General features: G+C 68.4%; 26 protein-coding genes. 20 read left to right on the forward strand and 6 right to left on the reverse strand.

The annotated features are described in order from the left end of the window. Positions 1-88: 88 nt before the first annotated feature. From DW298_RS08060 to DW298_RS08090, 7 genes are all read left to right on the forward strand, one after another. The gene (locus DW298_RS08060; RefSeq protein ID WP_136041927.1) at positions 89-1,006 is read left to right on the forward strand and encodes a DUF808 domain-containing protein; all 918 of its coding nucleotides are present in this window, start codon (positions 89-91) and stop codon (positions 1,004-1,006) included. A 26-nt stretch (positions 1,007-1,032) separates the two neighbouring features. Further along, the gene (locus DW298_RS08065; protein ID WP_136041928.1) at positions 1,033-1,560 is read left to right on the forward strand and encodes a GNAT family N-acetyltransferase; all 528 of its coding nucleotides are present in this window, start codon (positions 1,033-1,035) and stop codon (positions 1,558-1,560) included. A gap of 2 nt (positions 1,561-1,562) precedes the next feature. Then, positions 1,563-2,276 carry a nicotinamide riboside transporter PnuC gene (pnuC, locus tag DW298_RS08070; RefSeq protein ID WP_136041929.1) on the forward strand — a complete coding sequence of 238 codons (714 nt, stop codon included), beginning with the start codon at positions 1,563-1,565 and terminating at the stop codon, positions 2,274-2,276. 245 nt (positions 2,277-2,521) lie between these two features. Then, positions 2,522-2,770, forward strand: a complete 249-nt coding sequence (locus tag DW298_RS08075) for a type II toxin-antitoxin system Phd/YefM family antitoxin (RefSeq protein ID WP_029264316.1) — start codon at positions 2,522-2,524, stop codon at positions 2,768-2,770. Next, on the forward strand, positions 2,767-3,027 hold the full coding sequence (locus tag DW298_RS08080; RefSeq protein WP_136041930.1) for a type II toxin-antitoxin system RelE/ParE family toxin: 261 nt from the start codon (positions 2,767-2,769) through the stop codon (positions 3,025-3,027). The genes DW298_RS08075 and DW298_RS08080 overlap by 4 nt, the downstream gene beginning before the upstream one ends. An 87-nt stretch (positions 3,028-3,114) precedes the next feature. After that, a complete protein-coding gene (locus DW298_RS08085) occupies positions 3,115-4,500 on the forward strand; it encodes an LLM class flavin-dependent oxidoreductase (protein WP_136041931.1) in 1,386 nt (461 codons plus the stop codon). Between the two features lie 98 nt (positions 4,501-4,598). Next, the gene (locus tag DW298_RS08090; RefSeq protein WP_136041932.1) at positions 4,599-5,141 is read left to right on the forward strand and encodes a dihydrofolate reductase family protein; all 543 of its coding nucleotides are present in this window, start codon (positions 4,599-4,601) and stop codon (positions 5,139-5,141) included. Positions 5,142-5,180: 39 nt separating this feature from the next. Here the strand turns inward: DW298_RS08090 and DW298_RS19305 are convergent, their stop codons facing one another. Both DW298_RS19305 and DW298_RS08095 read right to left on the reverse strand, forming a co-directional pair. Next, positions 5,181-5,357, reverse strand: coding sequence for a hypothetical protein (locus DW298_RS19305; protein ID WP_166804669.1), 177 nt, complete (start codon positions 5,355-5,357; stop codon positions 5,181-5,183). Between the two features lie 17 nt (positions 5,358-5,374). Next, on the reverse strand, positions 5,375-5,731 hold the full coding sequence (locus tag DW298_RS08095) for a DUF4406 domain-containing protein (protein WP_136041933.1): 357 nt from the start codon (positions 5,729-5,731) through the stop codon (positions 5,375-5,377). 54 nt (positions 5,732-5,785) lie between these two features. On the opposite strand from DW298_RS08095, the gene DW298_RS08100 reads away from it, so the two are divergent. The 3 genes from DW298_RS08100 (at position 5,786) to DW298_RS08110 (ending at position 8,250) form a co-directional block, all read left to right on the forward strand. Then, positions 5,786-6,532, forward strand: a complete 747-nt coding sequence (locus DW298_RS08100) for a DeoR/GlpR family DNA-binding transcription regulator (RefSeq protein ID WP_136041934.1) — start codon at positions 5,786-5,788, stop codon at positions 6,530-6,532. Positions 6,533-6,676: 144 nt separating this feature from the next. Next, a complete protein-coding gene (locus DW298_RS08105; protein ID WP_136041985.1) occupies positions 6,677-6,961 on the forward strand; it encodes a helix-turn-helix transcriptional regulator in 285 nt (94 codons plus the stop codon). Beyond that, positions 6,958-8,250 carry a type II toxin-antitoxin system HipA family toxin gene (locus DW298_RS08110; protein ID WP_136041935.1) on the forward strand — a complete coding sequence of 431 codons (1,293 nt, stop codon included), beginning with the start codon at positions 6,958-6,960 and terminating at the stop codon, positions 8,248-8,250. Before DW298_RS08105 ends, DW298_RS08110 begins: the two co-directional genes overlap by 4 nt. A 27-nt stretch (positions 8,251-8,277) precedes the next feature. Here DW298_RS08110 and DW298_RS08115 read toward each other — a convergent pair whose 3' ends face one another. Together DW298_RS08115 and DW298_RS08120 are read right to left on the reverse strand one after the other, a co-directional pair. Continuing rightward, positions 8,278-9,450, reverse strand: coding sequence for a DUF1343 domain-containing protein (locus DW298_RS08115; protein ID WP_136041936.1), 1,173 nt, complete (start codon positions 9,448-9,450; stop codon positions 8,278-8,280). 4 nt (positions 9,451-9,454) lie between these two features. Beyond that, entirely contained in the window at positions 9,455-10,321 is an 867-nt protein-coding gene (locus tag DW298_RS08120) for a MurR/RpiR family transcriptional regulator (RefSeq protein WP_240745060.1), read from the reverse strand. A 149-nt stretch (positions 10,322-10,470) separates the two neighbouring features. Between DW298_RS08120 and DW298_RS08125 the strand changes: the two genes are divergently transcribed. Genes DW298_RS08125 through DW298_RS08140 form a run of 4 tightly spaced genes read left to right on the forward strand, consistent with a single transcriptional unit; the run spans position 10,471 to position 14,673 of the window. Continuing rightward, positions 10,471-11,757: an extracellular solute-binding protein gene (locus DW298_RS08125; RefSeq protein ID WP_136041937.1), complete on the forward strand. Its 1,287-nt coding sequence runs from the start codon at positions 10,471-10,473 to the stop codon at positions 11,755-11,757. A gap of 54 nt (positions 11,758-11,811) precedes the next feature. Then, positions 11,812-12,768: a sugar ABC transporter permease gene (locus tag DW298_RS08130; protein ID WP_091030601.1), complete on the forward strand. Its 957-nt coding sequence runs from the start codon at positions 11,812-11,814 to the stop codon at positions 12,766-12,768. Continuing rightward, the gene (locus DW298_RS08135; protein ID WP_136041938.1) at positions 12,768-13,685 is read left to right on the forward strand and encodes a carbohydrate ABC transporter permease; all 918 of its coding nucleotides are present in this window, start codon (positions 12,768-12,770) and stop codon (positions 13,683-13,685) included. The genes DW298_RS08130 and DW298_RS08135 overlap by 1 nt, the downstream gene beginning before the upstream one ends. A 10-nt stretch (positions 13,686-13,695) precedes the next feature. Beyond that, positions 13,696-14,673: a beta-lactamase family protein gene (locus tag DW298_RS08140; protein WP_240745061.1), complete on the forward strand. Its 978-nt coding sequence runs from the start codon at positions 13,696-13,698 to the stop codon at positions 14,671-14,673. Between the two features lie 59 nt (positions 14,674-14,732). Here DW298_RS08140 and DW298_RS08145 read toward each other — a convergent pair whose 3' ends face one another. Further along, entirely contained in the window at positions 14,733-15,455 is a 723-nt protein-coding gene (locus tag DW298_RS08145) for a MerR family transcriptional regulator (protein WP_240745062.1), read from the reverse strand. A 61-nt stretch (positions 15,456-15,516) separates the two neighbouring features. Between DW298_RS08145 and DW298_RS08150 the strand changes: the two genes are divergently transcribed. The 6 genes from DW298_RS08150 to DW298_RS08175 all read left to right on the forward strand — a co-directional run bounded on the left by DW298_RS08150 (position 15,517) and on the right by DW298_RS08175 (position 19,961). After that, entirely contained in the window at positions 15,517-15,957 is a 441-nt protein-coding gene (locus DW298_RS08150) for a DUF6194 family protein (protein WP_136041940.1), read from the forward strand. Between the two features lie 2 nt (positions 15,958-15,959). Beyond that, positions 15,960-16,499, forward strand: coding sequence for a putative immunity protein (locus DW298_RS08155; RefSeq protein WP_136041941.1), 540 nt, complete (start codon positions 15,960-15,962; stop codon positions 16,497-16,499). 55 nt (positions 16,500-16,554) lie between these two features. Further along, positions 16,555-17,232 carry a response regulator transcription factor gene (locus DW298_RS08160; protein ID WP_091030577.1) on the forward strand — a complete coding sequence of 226 codons (678 nt, stop codon included), beginning with the start codon at positions 16,555-16,557 and terminating at the stop codon, positions 17,230-17,232. Continuing rightward, positions 17,225-18,538, forward strand: a complete 1,314-nt coding sequence (locus DW298_RS08165) for a HAMP domain-containing sensor histidine kinase (protein WP_240745063.1) — start codon at positions 17,225-17,227, stop codon at positions 18,536-18,538. Before DW298_RS08160 ends, DW298_RS08165 begins: the two co-directional genes overlap by 8 nt. 256 nt (positions 18,539-18,794) lie before the next feature. Beyond that, on the forward strand, positions 18,795-19,613 hold the full coding sequence (locus tag DW298_RS08170) for a PepSY domain-containing protein (protein ID WP_136041942.1): 819 nt from the start codon (positions 18,795-18,797) through the stop codon (positions 19,611-19,613). Between the two features lie 120 nt (positions 19,614-19,733). Beyond that, complete coding sequence (locus DW298_RS08175; RefSeq protein WP_136041943.1) at positions 19,734-19,961, forward strand: RNA-binding S4 domain-containing protein; 228 nt, start codon at positions 19,734-19,736, stop codon at positions 19,959-19,961. A 9-nt stretch (positions 19,962-19,970) separates the two neighbouring features. Here DW298_RS08175 and DW298_RS08180 read toward each other — a convergent pair whose 3' ends face one another. Next, positions 19,971-20,423 (reverse strand): hypothetical protein, encoded by a 453-nt coding sequence (locus DW298_RS08180; protein ID WP_205820307.1) that lies wholly within the window; start codon positions 20,421-20,423, stop codon positions 19,971-19,973. Positions 20,424-20,474 lie beyond the last annotated feature (51 nt).

Below are 20,474 nucleotides of genomic sequence, written 5' to 3' on the forward strand. Positions count from 1 at the left end.
TTGGTCCCGCAGGGCTGGGAGCGCGCTGTGAGTTTCTGCGGACTCGATAGAGTTGCCTCCGCACTGCACACCGCCCGAGGGGAATCACATGTCCGTTGGACTGCTCGCCGTCGTCGACGACATCCTGAGCGCCGCGATGAAGGCCTCGGCCAAGGCGGCGGGTGTCGTGATCGACGATGCCGCGGTCACCCCGCAGTACGTGCAGGGCATCACGCCCGCGCGAGAGCTGCCGGTCGTCGGCAAGATCGCGCTCGGCTCGCTCGCGAACAAGTTCCTCATCATCATCCCCGCGGCTCTGCTGCTCACCGCGTTCGCCCCGTGGGTGCTGCCGTATCTGCTGATCCTGGGCGGCGCGTACCTGTGCTTCGAGGGCGCCGAGAAGGTGCTGGAGTGGTTCGGCGTGCAGCACGGCCACGCCGACGAGGGCGCCCGCGACGAGAAGAAGCTCGTCCTGGGCGCGGTGCGCACCGACCTGATCCTCTCGACCGAGATCATGCTCATCTCGCTGGCGAGCCTGGAGAAGGGCCTCGACATCTGGGCGACGCTCGCCATCCTCGCCGTTATCGCACTCCTGATGACGGGTGTCGTCTACGGCGCCGTCGCACTGCTCGTGAAGATCGACGACATCGGGCTGAAGATGGCGAAGAACCCGGTGCGTCGCGTACGGCACACCGGCACCAGGATCGTGCGTTCCATGCCCGCGGTGTTCCGCTTCATCAGCATCCTCGGCACGGTCGCCATGCTCTGGGTCGGTGGACACCTCGTGCTCGTGAACCTGGGCGAGGTCGGCTGGCACTTCCCGGTCGACGTGCTGCACGGCGTGGAGCACGCGCTCCACAACCTCGGTCCGGTCGTCGTCTGGATCGTCGACACGATCATCTCCGCGATCGCCGGTCTCATCCTGGGGCTGCTCATCGTCGGGATCATCCTGGGGATCGCGAAGCTGTTCGGCAAGAAGCCGAACTTCCACGAGGGCGAGGAATCCCCCGCCGACGTGCACGTCTGACGCAGCAGAAGAGAGACCACCCGCCGATGACAGCCGTCCGAATCAGGGACGCGGAGACCGCAGACCTCGAGACGATCACCGCGATCCACAACCATGCGGTGCTGCACACCACCGCGATCTGGAACGAGGACGCCGTCGACCTCGCCGACCGCGTCGCCTGGCTCGCCGACCGCACCTCCCGCGGCTACCCGGTGATCGTCGCCGTCGACGACTCCGGGGTGCTGGGGTACGCGTCGTATGCGCAGTGGCGTCCGCACAGCGGCTACCGGCACACGGTCGAGCACTCCGTGTACGTCCTCGACGGTCAGCACGGCCGGGGTATCGGCACCGCGCTGATGACCGCGCTCGTCGCCCGCGCCCGTGCCGCCGGGCTGCACGTCATGATCGCCGGCGTCGAGAGCGGGAACGCCGCCTCCATCGCGCTGCACCAGCGCCTCGGCTTCGTCGAGGTCGGACGGATGCCGCAGGTCGGGGCCAAGTTCGGACGCTGGCTCGACCTGAGCATGCTCCAGCTCGTGCTCGACGACCGTGCCGAACCCGGCGCAGCATCCTGACCATGGATCTGCTGCAGTGGTTCGTCGACGCCTTCAACTCGAACTGGACTCTTCCCGGCGGGCAGACGCTCCTCGTCCGTGAGGTCGTGGGCAACGTGTTCGGCCTGGCGAGCGCGCTCGGCGGCATGCGCCGGAAGATCTGGGCCTGGCCGGTCGGCATCATCGGCAACCTGCTGCTGCTGACCGTCTTCCTCGGATCCGCCCTCAGCCCCGACCCCTCACTTCCACACCTGCTCGGCCAGGCGGGGCGGCAGATCATGTTCATCGCCGTCGCGATCTACGGATGGGTGCGCTGGCGCAACGCCGAGGGCGGACAGGTCGTGCCGAGGTGGGCACCGACGGGGGCACGCATCGGCCTGGTGCTGGTGATGATCGTGGGAACCGTCGCGCTGACCCCGCTGTTCCGCGCGCTGGGCTCCTGGGAGCCGGTGTGGGCCGACGCCTGGACCTTCGTCGGCTCGCTGCTCGCCACCTACGGAATGGCCAAGGGCTGGACAGAGTTCTGGCTCATCTGGATCGCTGTCGACGTCGTCGGCGTGCCGCTGCTGTTCAGCTCCGGCTACTACGCGACCGGCTTCATGTACGTCTTCTACGGCGTCTTCACCGCGGTCGGGTTCGTCATCTGGTGGCGGGCGCAGCGGAGCGCTGCGCATCCGGTCGTGATCCTGCCGCCCGATCCGAATCCGCGGCGCCCGGAAGACGACGAGCTCGCCTGAGAACGCCGTCGCCCGAACCGCCGCCGGCGCTCAGCGCCGGACGCGCGCGAGGAACTCCGCACGGCATCCGTCCCGACGACCGCGAAGTCCCGACCCGACACGAGCAGGTTGGTGTCGCGGGCGAAGCGGCGCACCAGACGCTGGGCGGTCACGGTCTCGTCGGTCACCAGTCAAGGGTAGAGCCCGCGGGGATGGGTCGTGAGCCCGTCATGTACATCTCACACCTTGAGATGTACAATTGGCCCATGTCCACGATCAGCGTCGCCGACGCGCGCAACAACCTCTCGACGGTCATCGCCCGCTCCCAGGAGGAGGCCGTGTTCATCGAGCGACGCGGTCAGCGTGCCGCAGTCGTGGTCAGCCCGGAGCAGTACGAGCGGATGATCGAGGCACTCGAAGACGCCGAAGACGTGGCCGCGTTCGACGAGGCGATGGCAGAAGAAGGCCCGGACATCCCCTGGGATCAGGTGAAGGCCGACCTGGGCTGGACGTGAGCTATCGGATCGAACTGCGCCCCGCTGCCGTTCGAGCATTGAAGAAGGTCGACCATCAGGATCGCGACCGGATCCGCGGTGCCATCGCCCTGCTCGGCGAGAACCCCCGCCCGCCAGGAGCGAAGGCTCTGCAGGGACGCAACGGACTCCGCGTCCGCGTCGGGAACTACCGCATCATCTACACGATCGACGATGACGTGCTCGTCGTCGCCGCGGTCGTCACGCTGGGCCATCGGCGGGACGTCTACGAGCGCTGACCAGCCTCCCCGACATCCACCCCGGAATGTGTCCGTGCGTGTCGGCGGCCCTGGACCCACCCGGCACCCTTCGCCTTTCATGGGGGCATGACCCGTCAGATCCGCTTCAACGCCTTCGACATGAACTGCGTCGCCCACCAGTCGTCCGGCCTGTGGCGGCACCCCGACGACCGGTCCCGGCAGTACAACACGATCTCGTACTGGACCGACCTTGCGAAGCTGCTGGAGAGCGCGACCTTCGACGGGATCTTCATCGCCGACGTCCTCGGCACCTACGACGTCTACGGCGGCACGAACGAAGCCGCGATCCGCAACGGCGCCCAGGTGCCGGTGAACGACCCGATCCTGCTGGTGAGCGCGATGGCCGCGGTCACCGAGAACCTGGGCTTCGGCATCACGGCGGGCACCGCGTTCGAGCACCCCTATCCGTTCGCCCGTCGGCTGAGCACGCTCGACCACCTGACCCAGGGGCGGATCGGCTGGAACGTCGTGACCGGATACCTGCCCAGTGCCGCCCGCAACATGGGCCAGGAGGATCAGCTCGCGCACGACGACCGCTACGACCACGCGGACGAGTACGTCGAGGTGCTCTACAAGCTCTGGGAGGGCTCGTGGGAAGACGACGCCGTGGTCGAGGACCGCGAGCGGGGCATCTTCACCGACCCGTCGAAGGTGCACCCGGTCGGGCATGAGGGGAAGCACTTCAGCGTTCCCGGCATCCACATCTCCGAGCCGTCGCCGCAGCGTACGCCGGTGATCTACCAGGCCGGCGCGAGCCCGCGCGGAGTGAAGTTCGCGGCCGAGAACGCCGAAGCAATCTTCGTCGCGGCGCCGTCGAAGGAGGTGCTCGCCGGCACCGTCAAGCGCATCCGCGACGCCCTGGAAGCGGCCGGACGCGACCGCTACGACGCTCGCATCTACACACTGCTCACGGTGATCACTGCTGCGACGAGCGAGGAGGCGACCGCGAAGCACGCCGAGTACCTCTCGTACGCGAGCCCCGAGGGCGCGCTCACCTTCATGTCGGGCTGGATGGGCGTCGACCTCTCGCAGTACGCCGAGGACGAGCCGGTCGGGAACGTCGAGTCGAACGCGATCCAGTCGGTGCTTCAGCACCTGAAGGAAGAGGCCGACCTCGGCCGCGAATGGACCGTCGGCGACTTCGGGCGCCACAACGCCATCGGCGGCCTCGGTCCCACGATCGTCGGTTCCGGCGTCGAGATCGCCGACGAGTTGCAGTCGTGGGTGGAGGAGACCGACATCGACGGCTTCAACCTCGCCTACGCGGTCACCCCCGGCACCTGGCAGGACGTCATCGAGCACGTGATCCCGGTGCTGCGCGAGCGCGGCGTCTACCCGGACGAGTACGCACCGGGCACCTTGCGCAACAAGCTGCAAGGCAAGGGCGACCGCGTGCAGGACACGCACCGCGCCGCGAAGTACCGCGTCGGAGCGTTCGCACCGAGCGCCTGATCGCAGTGCTCCGATTGAGGGTTCGCTGACACCGGACTCCCGACTCGATACCCTCCGTAGATAAGTCACCTGACGCACCTCCACGGAAGGAGCAGGCCATGGCTCGAGTGATCGTCCATGCGACGGTGACCCTCGACGGGTTCTTGGCGGATGCGGACGGCGGAGTCGACTGGATGTTCGGCCGCCCCTCTGCTCCCGAAGACGATGTCGTCGTCGAGAACGTCATGAAGAACATCGGCGCCATCGTCGGCGGGGCGAACAAGACGCAGACCATCGACGACGGAGAGATCCCCTACGGCGGCATGCTCAAGGTGCCGGTGTACCTCATGACCCACACCGATCACCCGCCGATCGAACGCGACGGGATCACGTACACCTTCGTGGTCGACGACATCGCCCAGGCGGTCGAGTCAGCCACACAGGCGGCCGGCGACAAGTGGGTCAGCCTGCTCGGAGGGAGCATCTCGCGACAGTGTCTCCAGCTCGGACTCGTCGACGAACTCCACCTCGACGTCGCGCCGGTCCTGCTGGGCGACGGCATCTCGCTGTTCGCCGGGCTCGGGCAGCGCATCGAACTGGAACGCCTCGAGACGTCGGCCTTCGCGAGCGAGACCCACCTTCGCTACCGCGTCCTTCGCTAGAGACTCTCGCCGAGAACGCGTCCGACGGGGGCCGCGCCGTCAGTCGTCGCTGCGGCTGAAGATCCCGCGCAGAACGAGGAACACCACCACGGCGACGACCGCGACGATCGCGAGCTTGAAGATGAACGCGAGCACCGAGAACAGCGCGCTCACGATCCACCAGGCGATCACGACGGCGAGGACGACGCCGAGGATGGTCCAGATGTTCTTGGTCATACCTCCAGCCTACGGAGTCACGCTGCCGGGATCTCGTCGAGCGACCGATAGACGGGCAGCCCGCGCTGCTGCGCGATCTCGACGTCCTTGTCTGCGCCCGCCGACTCGCCGGGCAGGCGCAGCACGGCGTCGCAGTGCTGCAGCAGTCGGTGCGCCGTCTCGTACATGACGTCGCCGTCGCCGGCATCCGCCTCGTCCAGGGTGCGCAGGATCGGCAGCGCCACCCACTCCCCGATCATCGGCACGTGGCCGAGGCGGAAGATCGGGCCGGAGGCGTCTTCGAGGCGGGCGAGGTTCTGGGCGATGAGGTCGGGGTCGCCGTTCGTCCCCGAACGGTAGGGGCCGGCGATCAGGATCAGGAGTGGTTTTGTCATGGAGATGACTGTAGTCTGAATCATGCAAGAACGTGCAACTTCGGGAGGAAACATATGCTGGCCGCGCAACGCAAGGACCACCTGCTCGCCCTCCTCGACCGTGACGGACGAGTGGTGGCCAAGACCGTCGCCGATGAGCTCGGGGTGTCGGAGGACGCGATCCGACGCGATCTGCGGGAACTCGCCGACGAGGGAAGGCTCCTGCGCGTCTACGGCGGCGCCCTCCCGATCCCCGCCCCGGAGCCCCCGGTTCGCGAACGCGCCGACTTGGCGACCGAGAGCAAGGAGCGCGTCGCACGTGCGGCCGTGGCGACCATCCGGCCCGGCTCGACGATCGTCCTCGATGCCGGCACGACCACTCTCGCCATGGCCCGGATGCTGCCGTCCGGCACGGGGCTCACGGTGATCACAGCAAGCCCGGCCGTCGCCCTCACAGCGGCGGAGCACTCGGATGCGCGAGTGATCATGATCGGCGGCGAGCTCTCCCGACACTCACTGGTGACCGGCGGCGGCCTGGCGATGGAGGCCATCCAGCACCTCGCAGCCGACACCTTCTTCCTCGGCGCCACCGGCATCGATCCCGAACGCGGCCTCACCACCGGCGAACTCGACGATGCCGTCACCAAGCGGGCGCTGGCCTCGCGCTGCGCCGAGACCGTCGTGCTCGCGAGCGAGGAGAAGATCGGCGCCGTCGCGCGCTATCCCGTCCTGGCGCTCGATGCCGTCGCCGCGATCATCACCGACCCGACCGACACCAACCCGCTCATCGAGGAGGTCACTGCACTGGCCGGCCAAGGCTGACCCCGGCTCCAGGGTCCAGGCGATGTGACACAGCGCGCGCCGGATCGACGCCGCGACCACTTCAGGCTCTTTCCCCAGGCATAATCAGTACATTTCTGTGGTTTATGAGTAGAATCGTCATTAATCAACGGAAATGCGGTGATTATGAACGAAGCGGAGTTTGGCGCACAGATCAGGCGCGCACGGCTGCTCGAAGACATCGACCAGCGCGCGCTGGCCGATGCCGCGAACATCAGCCCGACGACGCTGATGAAGCTCGAGAAAGGCCAGGGGTCGACCCTGACCACGCTGTTCAAGGTGCTCCGCGCCCTCGGACGCGACGACTGGCTCGAAACCCTGGAGCCCGCGCCCGCGGTGAGTCCGCTGGCTCTCGCCCGAGAAGCTGAAGGACGCCAGGAGCCCCAGCGGGCCTCGAGGAAGACCTCGTGACCTACACGCGCGTCGAAGTTCTCCGCGTCTACATCTGGAATGAACTCGTCGGCGCCGTGGCCCCCTCCGGTCGCGCCTACGCCTTCGAGTACGCCCCGTCCTGGCGCCGCCGCGGCATCGAACTCGCTCCCATCCTCATGCCGACCTCCTTACCGCGGAGGGCGCAGCGCGTCTTCAGCTTCCCTGGCCTCAACGAGCAGACGTATCAGGGACTGCCACCGATGCTGGCCGACTCCGTGCCTGACCGTTTCGGCAACGGCATCATCGACAGCGTCCTCGCCCGCGAAGGTGTGCTTCCCAGCGAGATCAGCGCTCTCGACCGCCTCGCCTATGTCGGCAAGCGAGGGATGGGCGCACTCACCTTCGCCCCTGACTCCTCCCCACGCGCGCAGCACACCGCCGTGGAGATGAATCACCTCGTCGAGGCCGCCCGCGCAGCCCTCCGAGGAGAACTCGACAGCCCGGCCGTGACGACCGAGTCGCTGAACGAGCTGATCCAGGTCGGCACGTCCGCTGGTGGCGCCCGAGCCAAAGCAGTAATTGCCTGGAACACCGCCACCGGCGAGATGCGCGCCGGTGGCATCACCGCGCCTCCCGGGTTCGAGCAGTGGCTGTTGAAGTTCGACGGTGTCGGAGTGGACAACCAGCTCGGCCAGGCCAGGAGCTACGGCCGCACTGAGTTCGCGTATTACCTGATGGCCACCGCCGCAGGCGTGGAGATGAGCGAATGCCGCCTCCTCGAGGAAGGCGGACGAGCGCACTTCATCACACGTCGGTTCGACCGACCGGGGACGGGCGGCGATCGCCTGCACATGCAGTCGCTCTGCGCGATCGCGGCGATCGACTTCAACGCGATCGAGACCAACGACTATGCCTCGCTGTTCACGGTCGCCGCCGAACTCGGCGTCGATAACACCGCACAACTGTTCCGCCGTATGGTGTTCAACGTCCTCGCGAGCAATAACGACGACCACTCCAAGAACCACTCCTTCCTCATGGATCAGAGCGGCGCCTGGACGGCGTCGCCGGCGTACGACATCACCTTTGCCTATGACCCGACCTCGCCCTGGACGGCGAAGCACCTGATGAGCGTGAACGGCAAGTTCGATGCGATCACCCGCGATGATCTCCATGCCGTGGGCGAGACCTTCGAGGTCCCCGGCCACCGCAGGATCGTCCGCGAAATCGAGGCTGCGGTGAAGCGTTGGCCCGAGTTCGCGGCCGAGGCGGGTCTGCCCGACGAGCGCACCGTTGAGGTCGGCACACGACTGGACACCATCGCGCTCTGACCGACGGGGGCGAAGCGTCCGAGAACGTCAGACGTAGAGCAGATCCTCGGCGACGGCATCCCTCCACCCGGGAACGGCGAGTCGTGCGGGATCATCCCATTCGCCGCCGATGATCTGCGCGAATGCCCCCTTCACTCCGAAGAGCTTCTCGAGCGGGGTCCAGTCGGACTCCCCGGGCATGGGCACGAGAGAGCGCTCCTCGAGTGCCCCGGGGTGGACCTCCTCGATCAGCGACAGCAGACGCACACCCGTGCGCACGGGACGCAGCGCCTCGGCATCCGTGACGTGCAGGATCACTCCCTCGCAGGCGTCTCCGGCGTGATCACGCACCAGCGGCGTGAAGCCGTAAGGAACCGCGGCGATACCGGGAAGCTCGGCTGCCACGATGGCTGCGGCGTAGCGCTCCGCGTCGATGAAGGGCGCCGCGATCACCCGGAACGGCACGGCGGTGCTTCGTCCCTCCGAGACGTTCACGCCCTCCGCCAGGCAGGTGCCGGGGTAGAGCAGGGCCGTCGTGGGGCTGGGGAGGTTCGGGGACGGCGGCATCCAGGTGCCCTCATCCACGCGGCGAGCCGCATCTCGGTACCACCCCTCCACCGTGACGACTTCCAGCTCGACATCGATCCCGCGCGTCCGCACCCAGTGGCGGGCCAGCTCGCCGATCGTGAGCCCGTGACGGATCGGCATGCTCCAGCGCCCCACCAGGGACTGCGCCCGCTCGTCGAGCATCGGACCCTCCGCTCGGTCGAGCCGGCCACCGATCGGGTTCGGACGGTCGAGCACCACGACCGCCACACCGGCATCGGCGCAGGCCTCGAGCACATGACTCATCGTCCAGATGTACGTGTAGAACCGGGCACCGACGTCGGGCAGATCGACCAGCAGCACGTCGAGATCGGCGAGGTCGGACGCGGCAGGGCGCACCGCGTCGCCGTAGAGGCTGCGCACCTCGACGCCGGTGACCGGATCGACGAGGTCCTCGACCAGTTCGCCCTCTCGCGCGCGTCCGCTGAGCCCGTGCTCGGGCCCGAAGAGCCGAGTGAACCGCCAGCCGGCCTCGGCCAACCGCTGCCGACCCCGGCGGAGGTCGGAGGTCAGCGCGAGGTCGTTCGTGACCATCCCGATGCGACCCCCTTCCAGGCGCGCGAGCAGATCGGGACGGATGTCGCGTCGGATCAGGCGGTCGATGCCGAGAAGCATGGGATCAGTCGATTCTGTGGTCGGTGACGGCGTTGTAGGTGCGCTGCAGGTTGTCGGCGATGGTGTCGTAATCGGCCTGCGCGATGCGGGTGAAGAGGAAGTCGAGCACCGCGAGCTGCGCGATCCGACTCGCCATCGCGCCGGATCGGAAGGTCGACTCGGAGACGGCGGTGACGAGGACCAGCGAGCAGACCCGCGCGAGCGGGGACCGGGGGTTGTTGGTGATGGCGATGGTCGTCGCCCCGGCGCGGGCGGCGACTTCGGCCGATTGGACGATCTCGAGGGTGCGACCGGAGTGCGAGATCGCGATCGCGACATCCCGCTCGTCGAGGAGTGCGGCACCGGTGAGTGCGAGGTGGAGATCGGTCCGCGCCTGGGCCACGAGACCCGCACGGTGCAGCTTCTGCTCCAGGTCCTGTGCGGCGAGGCCGCTGGACGCCGCACCGTAGATGTCGATGCGCCGGGCGGCGCGCACCGCCTCGACGCAGCGCTCGAGTTCGTCGATGTCGATCTGCCGCGCGGTGCGCTCGATGGCCGACGCCTCGGCGAACGCGATCTTGCGCACGGTGGTGAGTGCGTCGTCGTGTCGGCTGACGTCGCTCTCCGACACCTGGAACCGCTCACGATCCGAGGCGCTGCGGTCGAGTTCGGTGGCGAGAGCGAGGCGCAGATCCGGGTATCCGGAGAACCCGAGACTCTGGGTGAAGCGGGCGATGCTGGCGACCGATGTGCCGCAGGCCGCGGCGAGGTGGGTGATCGAGTTGTCGACCACACTCTGCGGATCGGCGAGCACGTGCGTGGCGATGCGGCGCTCTGTGGGCGTGAGCGCGGAGAGGCGCTGATGGATGGCGGTCATCGCACTGGTGGACACGGCACCAGGATGGCATGGCCATGTTACGAATGGAAGTAATTTTCGGAAAGGGCTTGAGTTTCTGTAACAAATTCTCCAAAGTGGGCGAAGGCTTTCACAGCAGAGATGCCCCGGTCCCGCCGACGGCTCTCACAATCGAGAGGAACACCATGCGATACCGCACCACCCCACTCGCGTTCACCGCAGGTCTCCTGGTCACGGGGCTGGCCGTGGCCGGATGTGCACCCGCGGCTTCCAGCGGAGAGGCCGGCGGCGAGGACATCACTCTGAAGGTCTGGTCGTGGCAGGCTTCCTCCTCCCCCAAGTGGGAGGCCGTCTTCGACAAGTACGAGGAATCGCACCCCGGCGTGACCATCGAGTTCGAGGGCTACCAGCCGACCGAGTACAACCAGATCCTCGCCACCGGACTCGAGGGCAGCGACGGCCCCGACATCGCCATGCTCCGTGCTTACGGCGGCATCCAAGCGGCGATCCAGTCCGAGCAGATCGTCCCGATCGACGACATCGTCGACGGGCTCGACCAGTTCGATCCCACCGTGCTGCGCGCGGCTCAGGGCAAGGAAGACGGCAAGACCTACGGCGTGCCCTTCGCGTACCAGACGATGCAGATGTTCTACAACAAGACGATGTTCGACGAGATGAAACTGGAGGAGCCGAAGGACTGGGACGAGTTCATCGCACTCCAGGAGAAGCTCCTCGACGAGGGCGTCACCCCGATGGCCCTCGGCGCCCGTGAGGACTGGGTGCTGCCGATGTTCCACGACATCGTCGGATCGGCGAACTACGGCGGTGCCGACTTCGAGGAGAAGGTGCTCGCCGGCGACGTCGACTTCACCGACCCGGCCTACGTCTCGTCGCTCGGGATCGTCAAGGACATGCAGAAGTACCTCGACAAGAACGTCAACGCGATCGCCGTGGCGGATGCCGTGCTGCAGTTCACGTCGGGCCAGGCCGCGCAGTGGCCCGGTGGCTCGTTCGACCTGCCGACCTTCCAGAACTCGGCGCCCGACACCGAGTGGGGCGTCTACGAGGTGCCGCCGGCTCCGGGCAGCGCGCTCGACCACGCCGTCACCCCCGGCTACGCCGACGGCAGCTTCGGCATCAACGCGTCGAGCGACCAGCAGGAGGCCGCGACGGAGCTGCTGAACTGGATGACCACGAAGGAGTTCGGCCAGCTCGTCGCCGACGAGGTCGACCAGTTCTCCGCTCTGCCCGGTGTGAAGTACTCCGACCCGCTGATGCAGGAGATGAACGAGCAGTACACCGCCAACCCGGCGCCCTACCTGCTGCTCGTCGACTTCCGCTACGGCGACCCGACCGGCACCGCCGTGCTCGGCCCGGACATCCAGGCGATGTTCCTCGGCGACAAGACCCCGGAGCAGCTCGGCACCGACCTGCAGACCGGGATCTCCACCTGGTTCACCCCCGCATCCTGACCCGACCGTGAGGGGCGCCGGTCTCGGCGCCCCTCACGCAGCGAAAGAGGCATCATGGCCCTGACCCTCCCTCTCCGCCGGGAGAAGACACGGCGCTCGCGCGCGGGAATCGCCCTGTCGACCCCGACCGCGACGCTGTTCGTCCTCCCCGCCGCGGTGCTGTTCGCCGTGCTCATCCTCTATCCGATGCTCGCCGCGCTCAGCTACTCGTTCTTCGACTGGCAGGGAACGAAGCAGGGCGGATTCGCCGGCGTCGCGAACTACATCACCCTCCTCACGAAGGAGCCCTACGCCTCCGAGCTCTGGAACGCGTTCGGACACAACCTCCTGCTCTTCGCGGGTGCACTCGTCTTCCAGAACTCGCTCGGCCTCGGCATCGCGACGCTGCTGCACCGCCGCAAGCGCACCAAGCGGTTCTTCCAGACGATCTTCGCGCTCCCCTACCTCGTGAGCCCGATGGTCATCGGCTACCTGTGGTCGCTCATGCTCTCCCCGCTGTTCGGTCCGGTCAATGCGATCCTCCGCGGTGTCGGGCTCGAGAGCCTCGCGCTCCCGTGGCTCGGTGATCCGCAGCTCGCGATCTGGGTGATCGTGCTCGTGAGTGCCTGGCAGTGGATCGGCTTCCCGATCCTGCTCTACGGCGCAGCGCTCGGCGGCATCCCCGAGGAGATCGAAGAAGCCGCCGCCCTCGACGGCGCCACCGCGGGCAAGCGCTTCCGATACATCACCCTCCCGATGCTCACGCCCACGATCGGCATCATCACCGTGCTCACGTTCATCGGCAGCATGGAGGCCATGGCGATCCCGTTCGCGCTCGCGGGCTCGAACGGCGCCCCGGCCGGATCGACCGACGTGATGATGCTGCTCTTCTACCGCACCGCGTTCGAGTCGGGGAACCCGAACTCGATCGGCGTCTCCTCCGCGCTCGCGACCGTCCTGTTCATCTTCATCATGGTGATCTCGGTCGTGATCACCTCCACGATGCGTCGCGCCGAACGAAAGCTGTTCTGATGAGCACCGCCACCGAACCCCGCACCGAGCCGACGACCGAGGCGATCGTCTCGGGCCGCCCCTCCGCACCGCGTCGCCGCACGAGCCGCACCTCGGACACTCCGTTCATCGGGCGACTGTTCGCGAACATCTTCCTCTGGGGCTACGCTCTCATCGCGATCGGCCCTCTGCTGCTCATGCTCAACAACTCGCTGCGCACCCAGCAGCAGATCGCGACCGAGCCGCTGGGCCTCCCGGTGCCGCCGACGTTCACGAGCTTCCAGAGCGCGTGGATCACGGCATCCTTCGACACGTACTTCCTCAACTCGATCACGGTCACGGTCGGGTCGGTCATCGTCACGACGGTCGTGTCCGTGCTCGCGGCGTACGCGTTCGCCCGGGCCAGGGCGAAGTTCTTCCGGGGCATCGAGGCGGTGTTCCTCTCCGGTCTCATGCTGCCCGTGCACCTGGCGATTCTGCCGCTGTTCTACCTGCTCGATTCGTTGAAGATGACCAGCAACGTGTTCAGCCTGATCCTCGTCTACGGCGCGCTGGGCATCCCGTTCACGACCTTTGTGCTGACGGTGTTCTTCCGTGCGCTGCCGATCGAGCTCGAGGAAGCGGCCCGCATCGACGGCGCCGGTCCGTTCCGCACCTTCATCCAGATCCTGTTGCCGCTCGTGCGACCCGCCCTCGCGACCGTGATCGTCTTCCGCTTCGTGCCGGTGTGGAACGACTTCTTCTACCCGCTGATCCTCCTGCGCGACCGCGACTCCTACACGCTGCCCGTCGGCCTGACCCGCTTCTTCGGCGAATACTCCACCGACTGGCCGCAGCTGTTCGCCGGGCTCACGATCGCGACGATCCCTCTGATCGTGCTGTTCCTGCTCGCGACCAAGCAGATCATCAACGGGCTCACCTCCGGGATGAGTAAGTGAGGCGCCCGTGGTGAACGGGGCGCCGGGCTCGGCGTGGGCCTCGCTTCGGAGCACGCATCGAGGGGAGGCCGAGGAGCTGAGGCTGCTGGGCACAACCGCGGAAGACGATCCCGAGCCGCTCGGCGCAGAGCACCTGTTCGACCTGGCCTCGCTCACGAAGATCTTCACGACCGTAGCCGCGCTGCGCCTGGCGGATGCCGGGATACTCGATCTGGATGAGCCGGTCGCGTCCGTGCTCCCGGTCGGCAGGGGCGCAAGTGCCGCGCTCATCACGCCACGGCACCTGCTCACGCACACGTCCGGTCTTCCGGCCGAAGGCGGCGCGTGGCGCTCGGGACTCGTGGGAGACGAGCTGCGTTCGACGGTGCTGCGCAGCGAGCTGCGCGCGGATCCCGGTGCGGTCCACCTCTACTCGGACGTCGGATTCATCGCAGTCGGCGAGCTGGTCGAGCGGGTCTCGGGTGACTCTCTCCCAGCCCTCGTGGCGGACGCGACCGCGGCCATGGGTGCCGTGAACCTCACCTGGAACCCTTCGGCGATCCGCGCGGTGGCGACCGAGGTGCAGCCGCATCGAGGCCTCGTGCGCGGCGAGGTCCACGACGAATTGGCACACGCGCTTGGTCGCCCCGCTGGCCATGCCGGACTCTTCGGGACAGTGCACGATGTCGCTGCCCTCGCCCGCACGATTCGCGATGGGGGCCAGGGGGCTCATAAGCGTGTCCTCTCTGCGGACAGCGTGCGGCTCATGGTGACACCGGTCGTCGACGCGGCGGCGGGCTACGGCCAAGCGTTCGGTCTGCGAGTGCGGGATAGAACGTGGATGGGCGATGTTCTTGCCGTCGGCCACACCGGGTTCACCGGCACCGCCTTCGCCGTCGAGCTCGATTCCAAGGGCTGGGGCGTACTGCTGACCAATCGGGTGCATCCCTCGCGGGAGGGCGCCGACGTGAACGCCGCGCGCCGAGACTTCTTCCGATCGATCGGCTGAGGCGACCGCCTGCCCGAGCCGCCAAAAGCTAGCCATCCGACCTCGCGGTGCACGGCGGATCAGACGACCTCGACCCGGGCTGCCAACAGGTCGTGAAGGTGTCCCGCGGCCCCGAGGAGCGCGACGCTTCGACCCGCGAGGTCGGCCAACCGCGCCGTGAGGATGCGTTGCACCTCCTCGGTGCGGCCGTGCGCGCGCACCTGGTCGAGGATCCGTGAGATGGCGGGGATCCCGTAGCCTCCTGAGCGAAGGGCGGCAGCGACCCGCGCCTCCGTGATCGCCGCCGAACCATACGACCGCGACGACGCCGTACCCCGCCTCGGATGCACCAGACCTTCGCTCTCCCAGTGCCGCAGCGCAGACGGGCGGATGCCGAGAGCCTGTGCGAGTTCGCCGATGCTCATCGCATCCGCGTCGTCGAAGTCATCGTCAGCCTCGGCCACCGCGACGTCGAGCCCACGCAACGCCTCACGCACCCGCGAGCGCTCGCGGGCAAGATCCGCGTGGAGATCGTCGATCCACTCGGCTGCCTGCTCCACCGAACCGTCGATCAGGGTGGGCATCATCCGCCGGGCGGGCACCGGCCCGATGGCGGCAGCCATCGCCCGATACGCACGCACGGCGACCTCGTGCCGCGCCCCGTAGCGCCGATACCCGTTCGATCCGCGAGCGGCGGGCGGGATGACCCCGAGCCGCTCGAGGTCGCGCACCTGCTGCGTCGAGTACCCCACGCGTCGGCCGAGCGCGACCGTGGTCATGACCTGCTCTGGAGGGTTTGCCATGGTGTTCCCGCTTTCTTCGGCATCCGAGTCCACATAAGCACGTGAAGCTCATCATTGAGGGATGGAGATGCAGGAGATCATCGAAACAGTCCGAGGCTTCGGCGGCGTCCTCGTCGTCACCCCCGAAGAAGGCAGCGAGTTCCCGGCGCTGTCCTGGGGAGACGCCTACTTCTACTACGCACCCGATGGGCGGATGCCCGAGCGCACCCAGCCGTACGGAACGATCATCACGAAGAATTATCCCGACGACATCGCGTCCGCGCTGGACACTCCGGGGCGCTTCCGGGTGAACATCCATGTCCGGCGGGAGCAGGTGCAGACGCTCATCCCCTCGGATGGCGAGCCGACGGAGACGGACGTGTTCCATCGGCATCCGCTGTACGGCGCGTCCGGGTGGGTGTGCGTGGTCGACCCGGCGGAGCGGACGTCGGATGCCGTTCTCGCCCTGCTCCGTGAAGCGCACGAGGCCGCCCGGCAGCGTGCCGAACGGCGGGCGGGGTGAACATGACCACCGTGCAGGGCATGACCGAGGCCGACCGGCGGATCGTCGCGGTGTGGGCGGCCGACTGCGCCGAGCGGGTGCTGCCCCTGTTCGAAGCGGAGGCGCGGGACGATGGCCGTGCACGCGATGCCATCGCGCGAGCGCGAGCCTTCGCTCGGTGTGAGCTCACCGCTGCCGGAGAGATCCGTCGGCGATTCGTCGCGGGTAGGGCCGCTCACAGCGCGACCTCACCGGCGGGGGTGGCTGCCGCCCGGTCCGCCGCTCAGGCCGCGGGCGTCGCGCACATGGGCGCCCATGCGCTCGGGGCTGCGGCTTACGCGGCGAAGGCCGTGGAGCTGGCGCATCCCTCGGTGCGCGAGGCGCGCGCCGCCGAGGTGCGCTGGCAACTCGCGGCCCTCTCCCCCGAAGCATCCGCCGCCCTGCGCACACTTCCGCCTCTCGGTGAAGACTCCGCCGGCCCGCTCGGCCCCGGCCTGCTCGCCGCCGGGACGCTGGGCGAGGTGATCCGCGAGATCCAGCAGCACCTGCGGCTTCTCCCCTGAACACTTTCGAATCGGCTTCAGCCCCGATTCAGCGGCGGACCGGCACACTGGAGGAATGCGGATCCTGGTGGTGGACGACGAGGTGCGCCTCGCCGAGGGCGTGCGCCGGGGCCTCGAGGCCGAAGGCTTCGCGGTCGACGTCGCGCACAACGGCGTCGATGGACTCTGGCGGGCGCGCGAGACGCGGTACGACGCGATCGTGCTCGACCTGATGATGCCGGGTATGAGCGGCTGGAAGGTGTGCGAGGCGCTGCGCGCCGAGGAGAACTGGACTCCCGTGCTGATGCTGACCGCCAAAGACGGCGAGTGGGACCAGGTCGAGGCGCTCGAGACCGGGGCCGACGACTACGTGACGAAGCCGTTCTCGTTCGCGATCCTGGTCGCGCGCCTCCGGGCCCTCGTGCGCCGCGGGGCCGTGGCTCGGCCGGCGATCCTGGAGGCCGGCGATCTGCGGCTCGACCCCGCCGCCCACCGGGTCTGGCGCGGCGACACCCCCGTGACCCTCACCGCGCGGGAGTTCTCGGTGCTCGAGTACCTGATGCGCCATCGCGGCCAGGTGCTGTCGAAGCGCGCACTCATCGAGGGCGTCTGGGATGACGACTTCGACGGCGACCCCAACATCGTCGAGGTCTACGTCGGGCATCTGCGCCGCAAGCTCGACAAGCCGTTCGGCCGCGAGGCGATCGAGACCATCCGCGGCGCGGGCTACCGACTGGCGGCCGACGGTGGTTAGTCGCAGCTGGCGCTCGGTGCGCGGCAGGACCACGCTCGGGGCGACCGTCGTCGTCGCGGTGGCCCTGCTCATCGGCGCCCTCTCGTTCTACGGCGTGCTCAGCGCGAGCATCCACGGCAGCACGGAGCGCGCGGCCGAACAGCGCCTCGACGAGCTCGCCGAGCGCAGCGACGGACCGGGCCGCGGGGGGATCGACACCCTCGAGGACGAGTTCGTGCAGCTCATCGGCGCCGACGGATCGGTGCGGGCGGCCAGCGAGGACGCCCGCGAGGCGCTCGGCTCGACGGCCCTGCCGGTGTCCGACGATCCGCAGACCACGACCGTCGACGGCGAGCAGATGCTCGTCGTCTCGGACGACCTCGATGATGACCAGACGCTCGTGCTGGCCGTGTCGATGGACGACGACGCCGAGACCCTGACGACGGTCGCGACTCTGCTCGCCATCGCGGTCCCCCTGCTCCTGCTGCTCGTCGCGGTGACCACCTGGCTCGTGGTCGGGCGCGCGCTCCGCCCGGTCGAACGCATCCGCGAGAAGGTCGACGGCATCACCGCCGAGCGCCTGCACCAGCGAGTGCCGGTGCCCGAGACGGCCGATGAGATCGCGGCGCTCGCGACGACCATGAACGGCATGCTCGACCGGCTCGATGCCGCCGCCACCGCGCAGCGGCGTTTCGTGTCGGACGCCTCGCACGAGCTGCGTTCGCCGCTCGCGACCATCCGTCAGCACGCCGAGCTCGCACAGGCCCACCCCGACGTGACGAGCATCGGCGAACTCGCGGAGGTCGTCTCGGAGGAGGGACTCCGCCTGCAGGGCATCGTCGAGTCTCTACTCCTTCTCGCCCGCCTCGACGAAGGCGCGAGCACGCACGACGAGCCGATCGACCTCGACGACATCGCGCTCGGCGAGGTGCGCCGGCTGCGCGCGGCCGGGCACGAGGTCGACGGCTCCGGCATCCAGGCGGCGAGGGTGCACGGCGATCCCCGCCTGCTCGGCCAGCTGGTGCGCAACCTCGCCGACAACGCCGCGCGCCACAGCCGCAACCGGGTCGCGATCGGCGTGATCCCCTCCGGTGGGCATGTGTTCGTGACGGTCGAGGACGACGGCGCCGGCGTGCCCGCCGAGGAGCGTGAGCGCATCTTCGAGCGCTTCGTCCGCCTCGATGAAGCGCGCAGCCGCGATGCGGGCGGCAGCGGGCTCGGTCTCGCGATCGCCCGGGGCATCGCCTCCTCCGCCCGAGGGACTCTCGCGGTCGACGACTCCCGCTGGGGCGGCGCGCGCTTCGTCCTCACACTTCCGCTCGGCTGACGGCATCCTCCCACCCCTTCCCGCCCCTTTCCCGCAGCCTCTGCCCCCGTCCCTTCGCCCCCGCCCTGCCCCCGCCCGCGCCCGCGCAGCACAACTTCGGAGATCCGTAGCGACACGCCGACGGCTCGGCCCTCCGCGCGGCGTGGCGCGGCTCATCTCCGAAGTTGTGCCAAGAATCGCGCCGATACACCGGTTGCTGAATGATCCTTCAGGAGGCTTCAGGGAGGATTCAGCGCCCGCGCGAGACCATCGGGACATGGACGACAAGACACCCACACCGGACCAGACTCCCGACCAGACCCCCGCGAGCACCCCGGATGCACAGACCGTCCCGGTCGCCCCCGCGGCAGCCCCGACAGCCGACGCCGGACAGCACCCGACATTCCCCGCAGCCGGCCCGGTCATCACCCCCGCGGCATCCGAAGCGAAGCCCGGACGCAAGCGCGCTCTCCTCATCGGCGGCGGCATCGCTGCGGCCGTGATCCTCGCGGGCGGCGGCATCGCGGTCGGCGCGGCGATGGGCGACGAGTTCGGCGATGACGACGACCGGTCCTCGATGTCGGACGGCCCCCGTCACGACGAGGGAGCACCCCAGGGCGATCACGACGATCGACACGACGACGACAGCGGCTCGTCGAACGACCGCGGTCCGGTCACCGGCATCGGCACGGCATCGGCAGATGAGCTGATCGAGATCGCGGATGCTGCACGCGGCGCCGCCGAGGGCGAGGTCACATCGATCGACGGGAAGCGCGACGGCACCTGGGAGGTGCAGCTCACGACGGCCGACGGCACCGAGACCGAGGTTCGCGTGGACAAGAGTCTCGCGGCGTCCGTCATCGAGACCGATCCCGCCGACGGCGACGACACCGGCCCCGCGCTCACCCTCGACGACGCGACGATCCGCTCGCTGGTCGAGGCCGCGCTCGCGGAGGCCGACGGCATGATCACCGACCTCGACGTGGACGGTGACGACGTGAGCCCGTACGACGCGTCGGTCCTCACGTCGGACAACCGCTCGATCGACATCGACTTCGGCGCCGACTTCGCCGTCGTCGGAACCGACATCGACTGAGCCGGGGCCTCACCCCGGCCGTCCTTCGACGTCCGACACTCCCGATGCCGCCGCCCCACCCCCGGGGGCGGCGGCATCGTCATGCGTGGCGGCGGACGCAGCGACGGATAGCATTCAGGGATGACGAACTCCGGACCGATCGACGACATCTCCATCGGCGGCGAAGTGATCCGCCTCGGACAGTTCCTCAAGTTCGCCGGCCTCCTCGACTCGGGTGGAGACGCCAAAGAGGTCATCATCGACGGATACGTGACCGTCAACGGCGAGGTGGACCGACGCCGTGGACGCCAGCTCCGCGACGGTGACCTGGTGTCGTTCGAAGGCCGAACGGTGCGCGTCCGCCCCTGACGCAGGAGTTCAGCCCGCGTCGGCCGGCAGAACCTTCCGCACGGTCACGACGATCAGGGCGGTCAGCAGGCCGACCAGAGCCACGTCGGCCGCGATGTACGCGTAGTGCGCCCAGTTGGTCCCCGGTACCGCGGCTCCCGCGATCACCAGATCGCTGCGCTGGTTCAGCACGGGGCGGATGACCGCGATCTCGACAAGGTAGACGAGCCAGATCGACCCGAGGATCCCCAGCGTCGCGCGGCCCGCCCGCGCGCGCACGCTCACCACCGTGAGCACGATCAGCACCACACCGGCGAGCACGTTCAACGCGGTGAACACGAGCCGCCCGATGCCCAGTCCGATCGGGATGGTGACACCGGGCGCCAGGAACTTCAGCGGCGCCTCCAGGAACGAGATGGCGATGATCGCGCCGAGCAGGAACGCCGGCAGCAGCAGACGGAGCGCCGTGGTCGTGCGTGCCATGCGTGTCACCGGTTCCCTTCGCACGTAGATGGTTCCGCGTTCGACGCTATC

The organism is Microbacterium sp. A20 (assembly GCF_004794515.1).
Taxonomy (GTDB): domain Bacteria; phylum Actinomycetota; class Actinomycetes; order Actinomycetales; family Microbacteriaceae; genus Microbacterium.

Excerpts from the sequence above, each read along its gene's own strand:
- DW298_RS08105 (WP_136041985.1), top strand. The coding sequence starts at position 6,677 with ATGAACGAAGCGGAGTTTGGCGCACAGATCAGGCGCGCACGGCTGCTC.
- DW298_RS08130 (WP_091030601.1), top strand. The coding sequence starts at position 11,812 with ATGGCCCTGACCCTCCCTCTCCGCCGGGAGAAGACACGGCGCTCGCGC.
- pnuC (WP_136041929.1), top strand. The coding sequence starts at position 1,563 with ATGGATCTGCTGCAGTGGTTCGTCGACGCCTTCAACTCGAACTGGACT.
- DW298_RS08060 (WP_136041927.1), top strand. The coding sequence starts at position 89 with ATGTCCGTTGGACTGCTCGCCGTCGTCGACGACATCCTGAGCGCCGCG.
- DW298_RS08090 (WP_136041932.1), top strand. The coding sequence starts at position 4,599 with ATGGCTCGAGTGATCGTCCATGCGACGGTGACCCTCGACGGGTTCTTG.
- DW298_RS08100 (WP_136041934.1), top strand. The coding sequence starts at position 5,786 with ATGCTGGCCGCGCAACGCAAGGACCACCTGCTCGCCCTCCTCGACCGT.
- DW298_RS08155 (WP_136041941.1), top strand. The coding sequence starts at position 15,960 with ATGACCACCGTGCAGGGCATGACCGAGGCCGACCGGCGGATCGTCGCG.
- DW298_RS08095 (WP_136041933.1), bottom strand. The coding sequence starts at position 5,731 with ATGACAAAACCACTCCTGATCCTGATCGCCGGCCCCTACCGTTCGGGG.
- DW298_RS08085 (WP_136041931.1), top strand. The coding sequence starts at position 3,115 with ATGACCCGTCAGATCCGCTTCAACGCCTTCGACATGAACTGCGTCGCC.
- DW298_RS08115 (WP_136041936.1), bottom strand. The coding sequence starts at position 9,450 with ATGCTTCTCGGCATCGACCGCCTGATCCGACGCGACATCCGTCCCGAT.
- DW298_RS08125 (WP_136041937.1), top strand. The coding sequence starts at position 10,471 with ATGCGATACCGCACCACCCCACTCGCGTTCACCGCAGGTCTCCTGGTC.
- DW298_RS08180 (WP_205820307.1), bottom strand. The coding sequence starts at position 20,423 with ATGGCACGCACGACCACGGCGCTCCGTCTGCTGCTGCCGGCGTTCCTG.
- DW298_RS08145 (WP_240745062.1), bottom strand. The coding sequence starts at position 15,455 with ATGGCAAACCCTCCAGAGCAGGTCATGACCACGGTCGCGCTCGGCCGA.
- DW298_RS08175 (WP_136041943.1), top strand. The coding sequence starts at position 19,734 with ATGACGAACTCCGGACCGATCGACGACATCTCCATCGGCGGCGAAGTG.
- DW298_RS08065 (WP_136041928.1), top strand. The coding sequence starts at position 1,033 with ATGACAGCCGTCCGAATCAGGGACGCGGAGACCGCAGACCTCGAGACG.
- DW298_RS08150 (WP_136041940.1), top strand. The coding sequence starts at position 15,517 with ATGGAGATGCAGGAGATCATCGAAACAGTCCGAGGCTTCGGCGGCGTC.
- DW298_RS08075 (WP_029264316.1), top strand. The coding sequence starts at position 2,522 with ATGTCCACGATCAGCGTCGCCGACGCGCGCAACAACCTCTCGACGGTC.
- DW298_RS08160 (WP_091030577.1), top strand. The coding sequence starts at position 16,555 with ATGCGGATCCTGGTGGTGGACGACGAGGTGCGCCTCGCCGAGGGCGTG.
- DW298_RS19305 (WP_166804669.1), bottom strand. The coding sequence starts at position 5,357 with ATGACCAAGAACATCTGGACCATCCTCGGCGTCGTCCTCGCCGTCGTG.
- DW298_RS08170 (WP_136041942.1), top strand. The coding sequence starts at position 18,795 with ATGGACGACAAGACACCCACACCGGACCAGACTCCCGACCAGACCCCC.
- DW298_RS08135 (WP_136041938.1), top strand. The coding sequence starts at position 12,768 with ATGAGCACCGCCACCGAACCCCGCACCGAGCCGACGACCGAGGCGATC.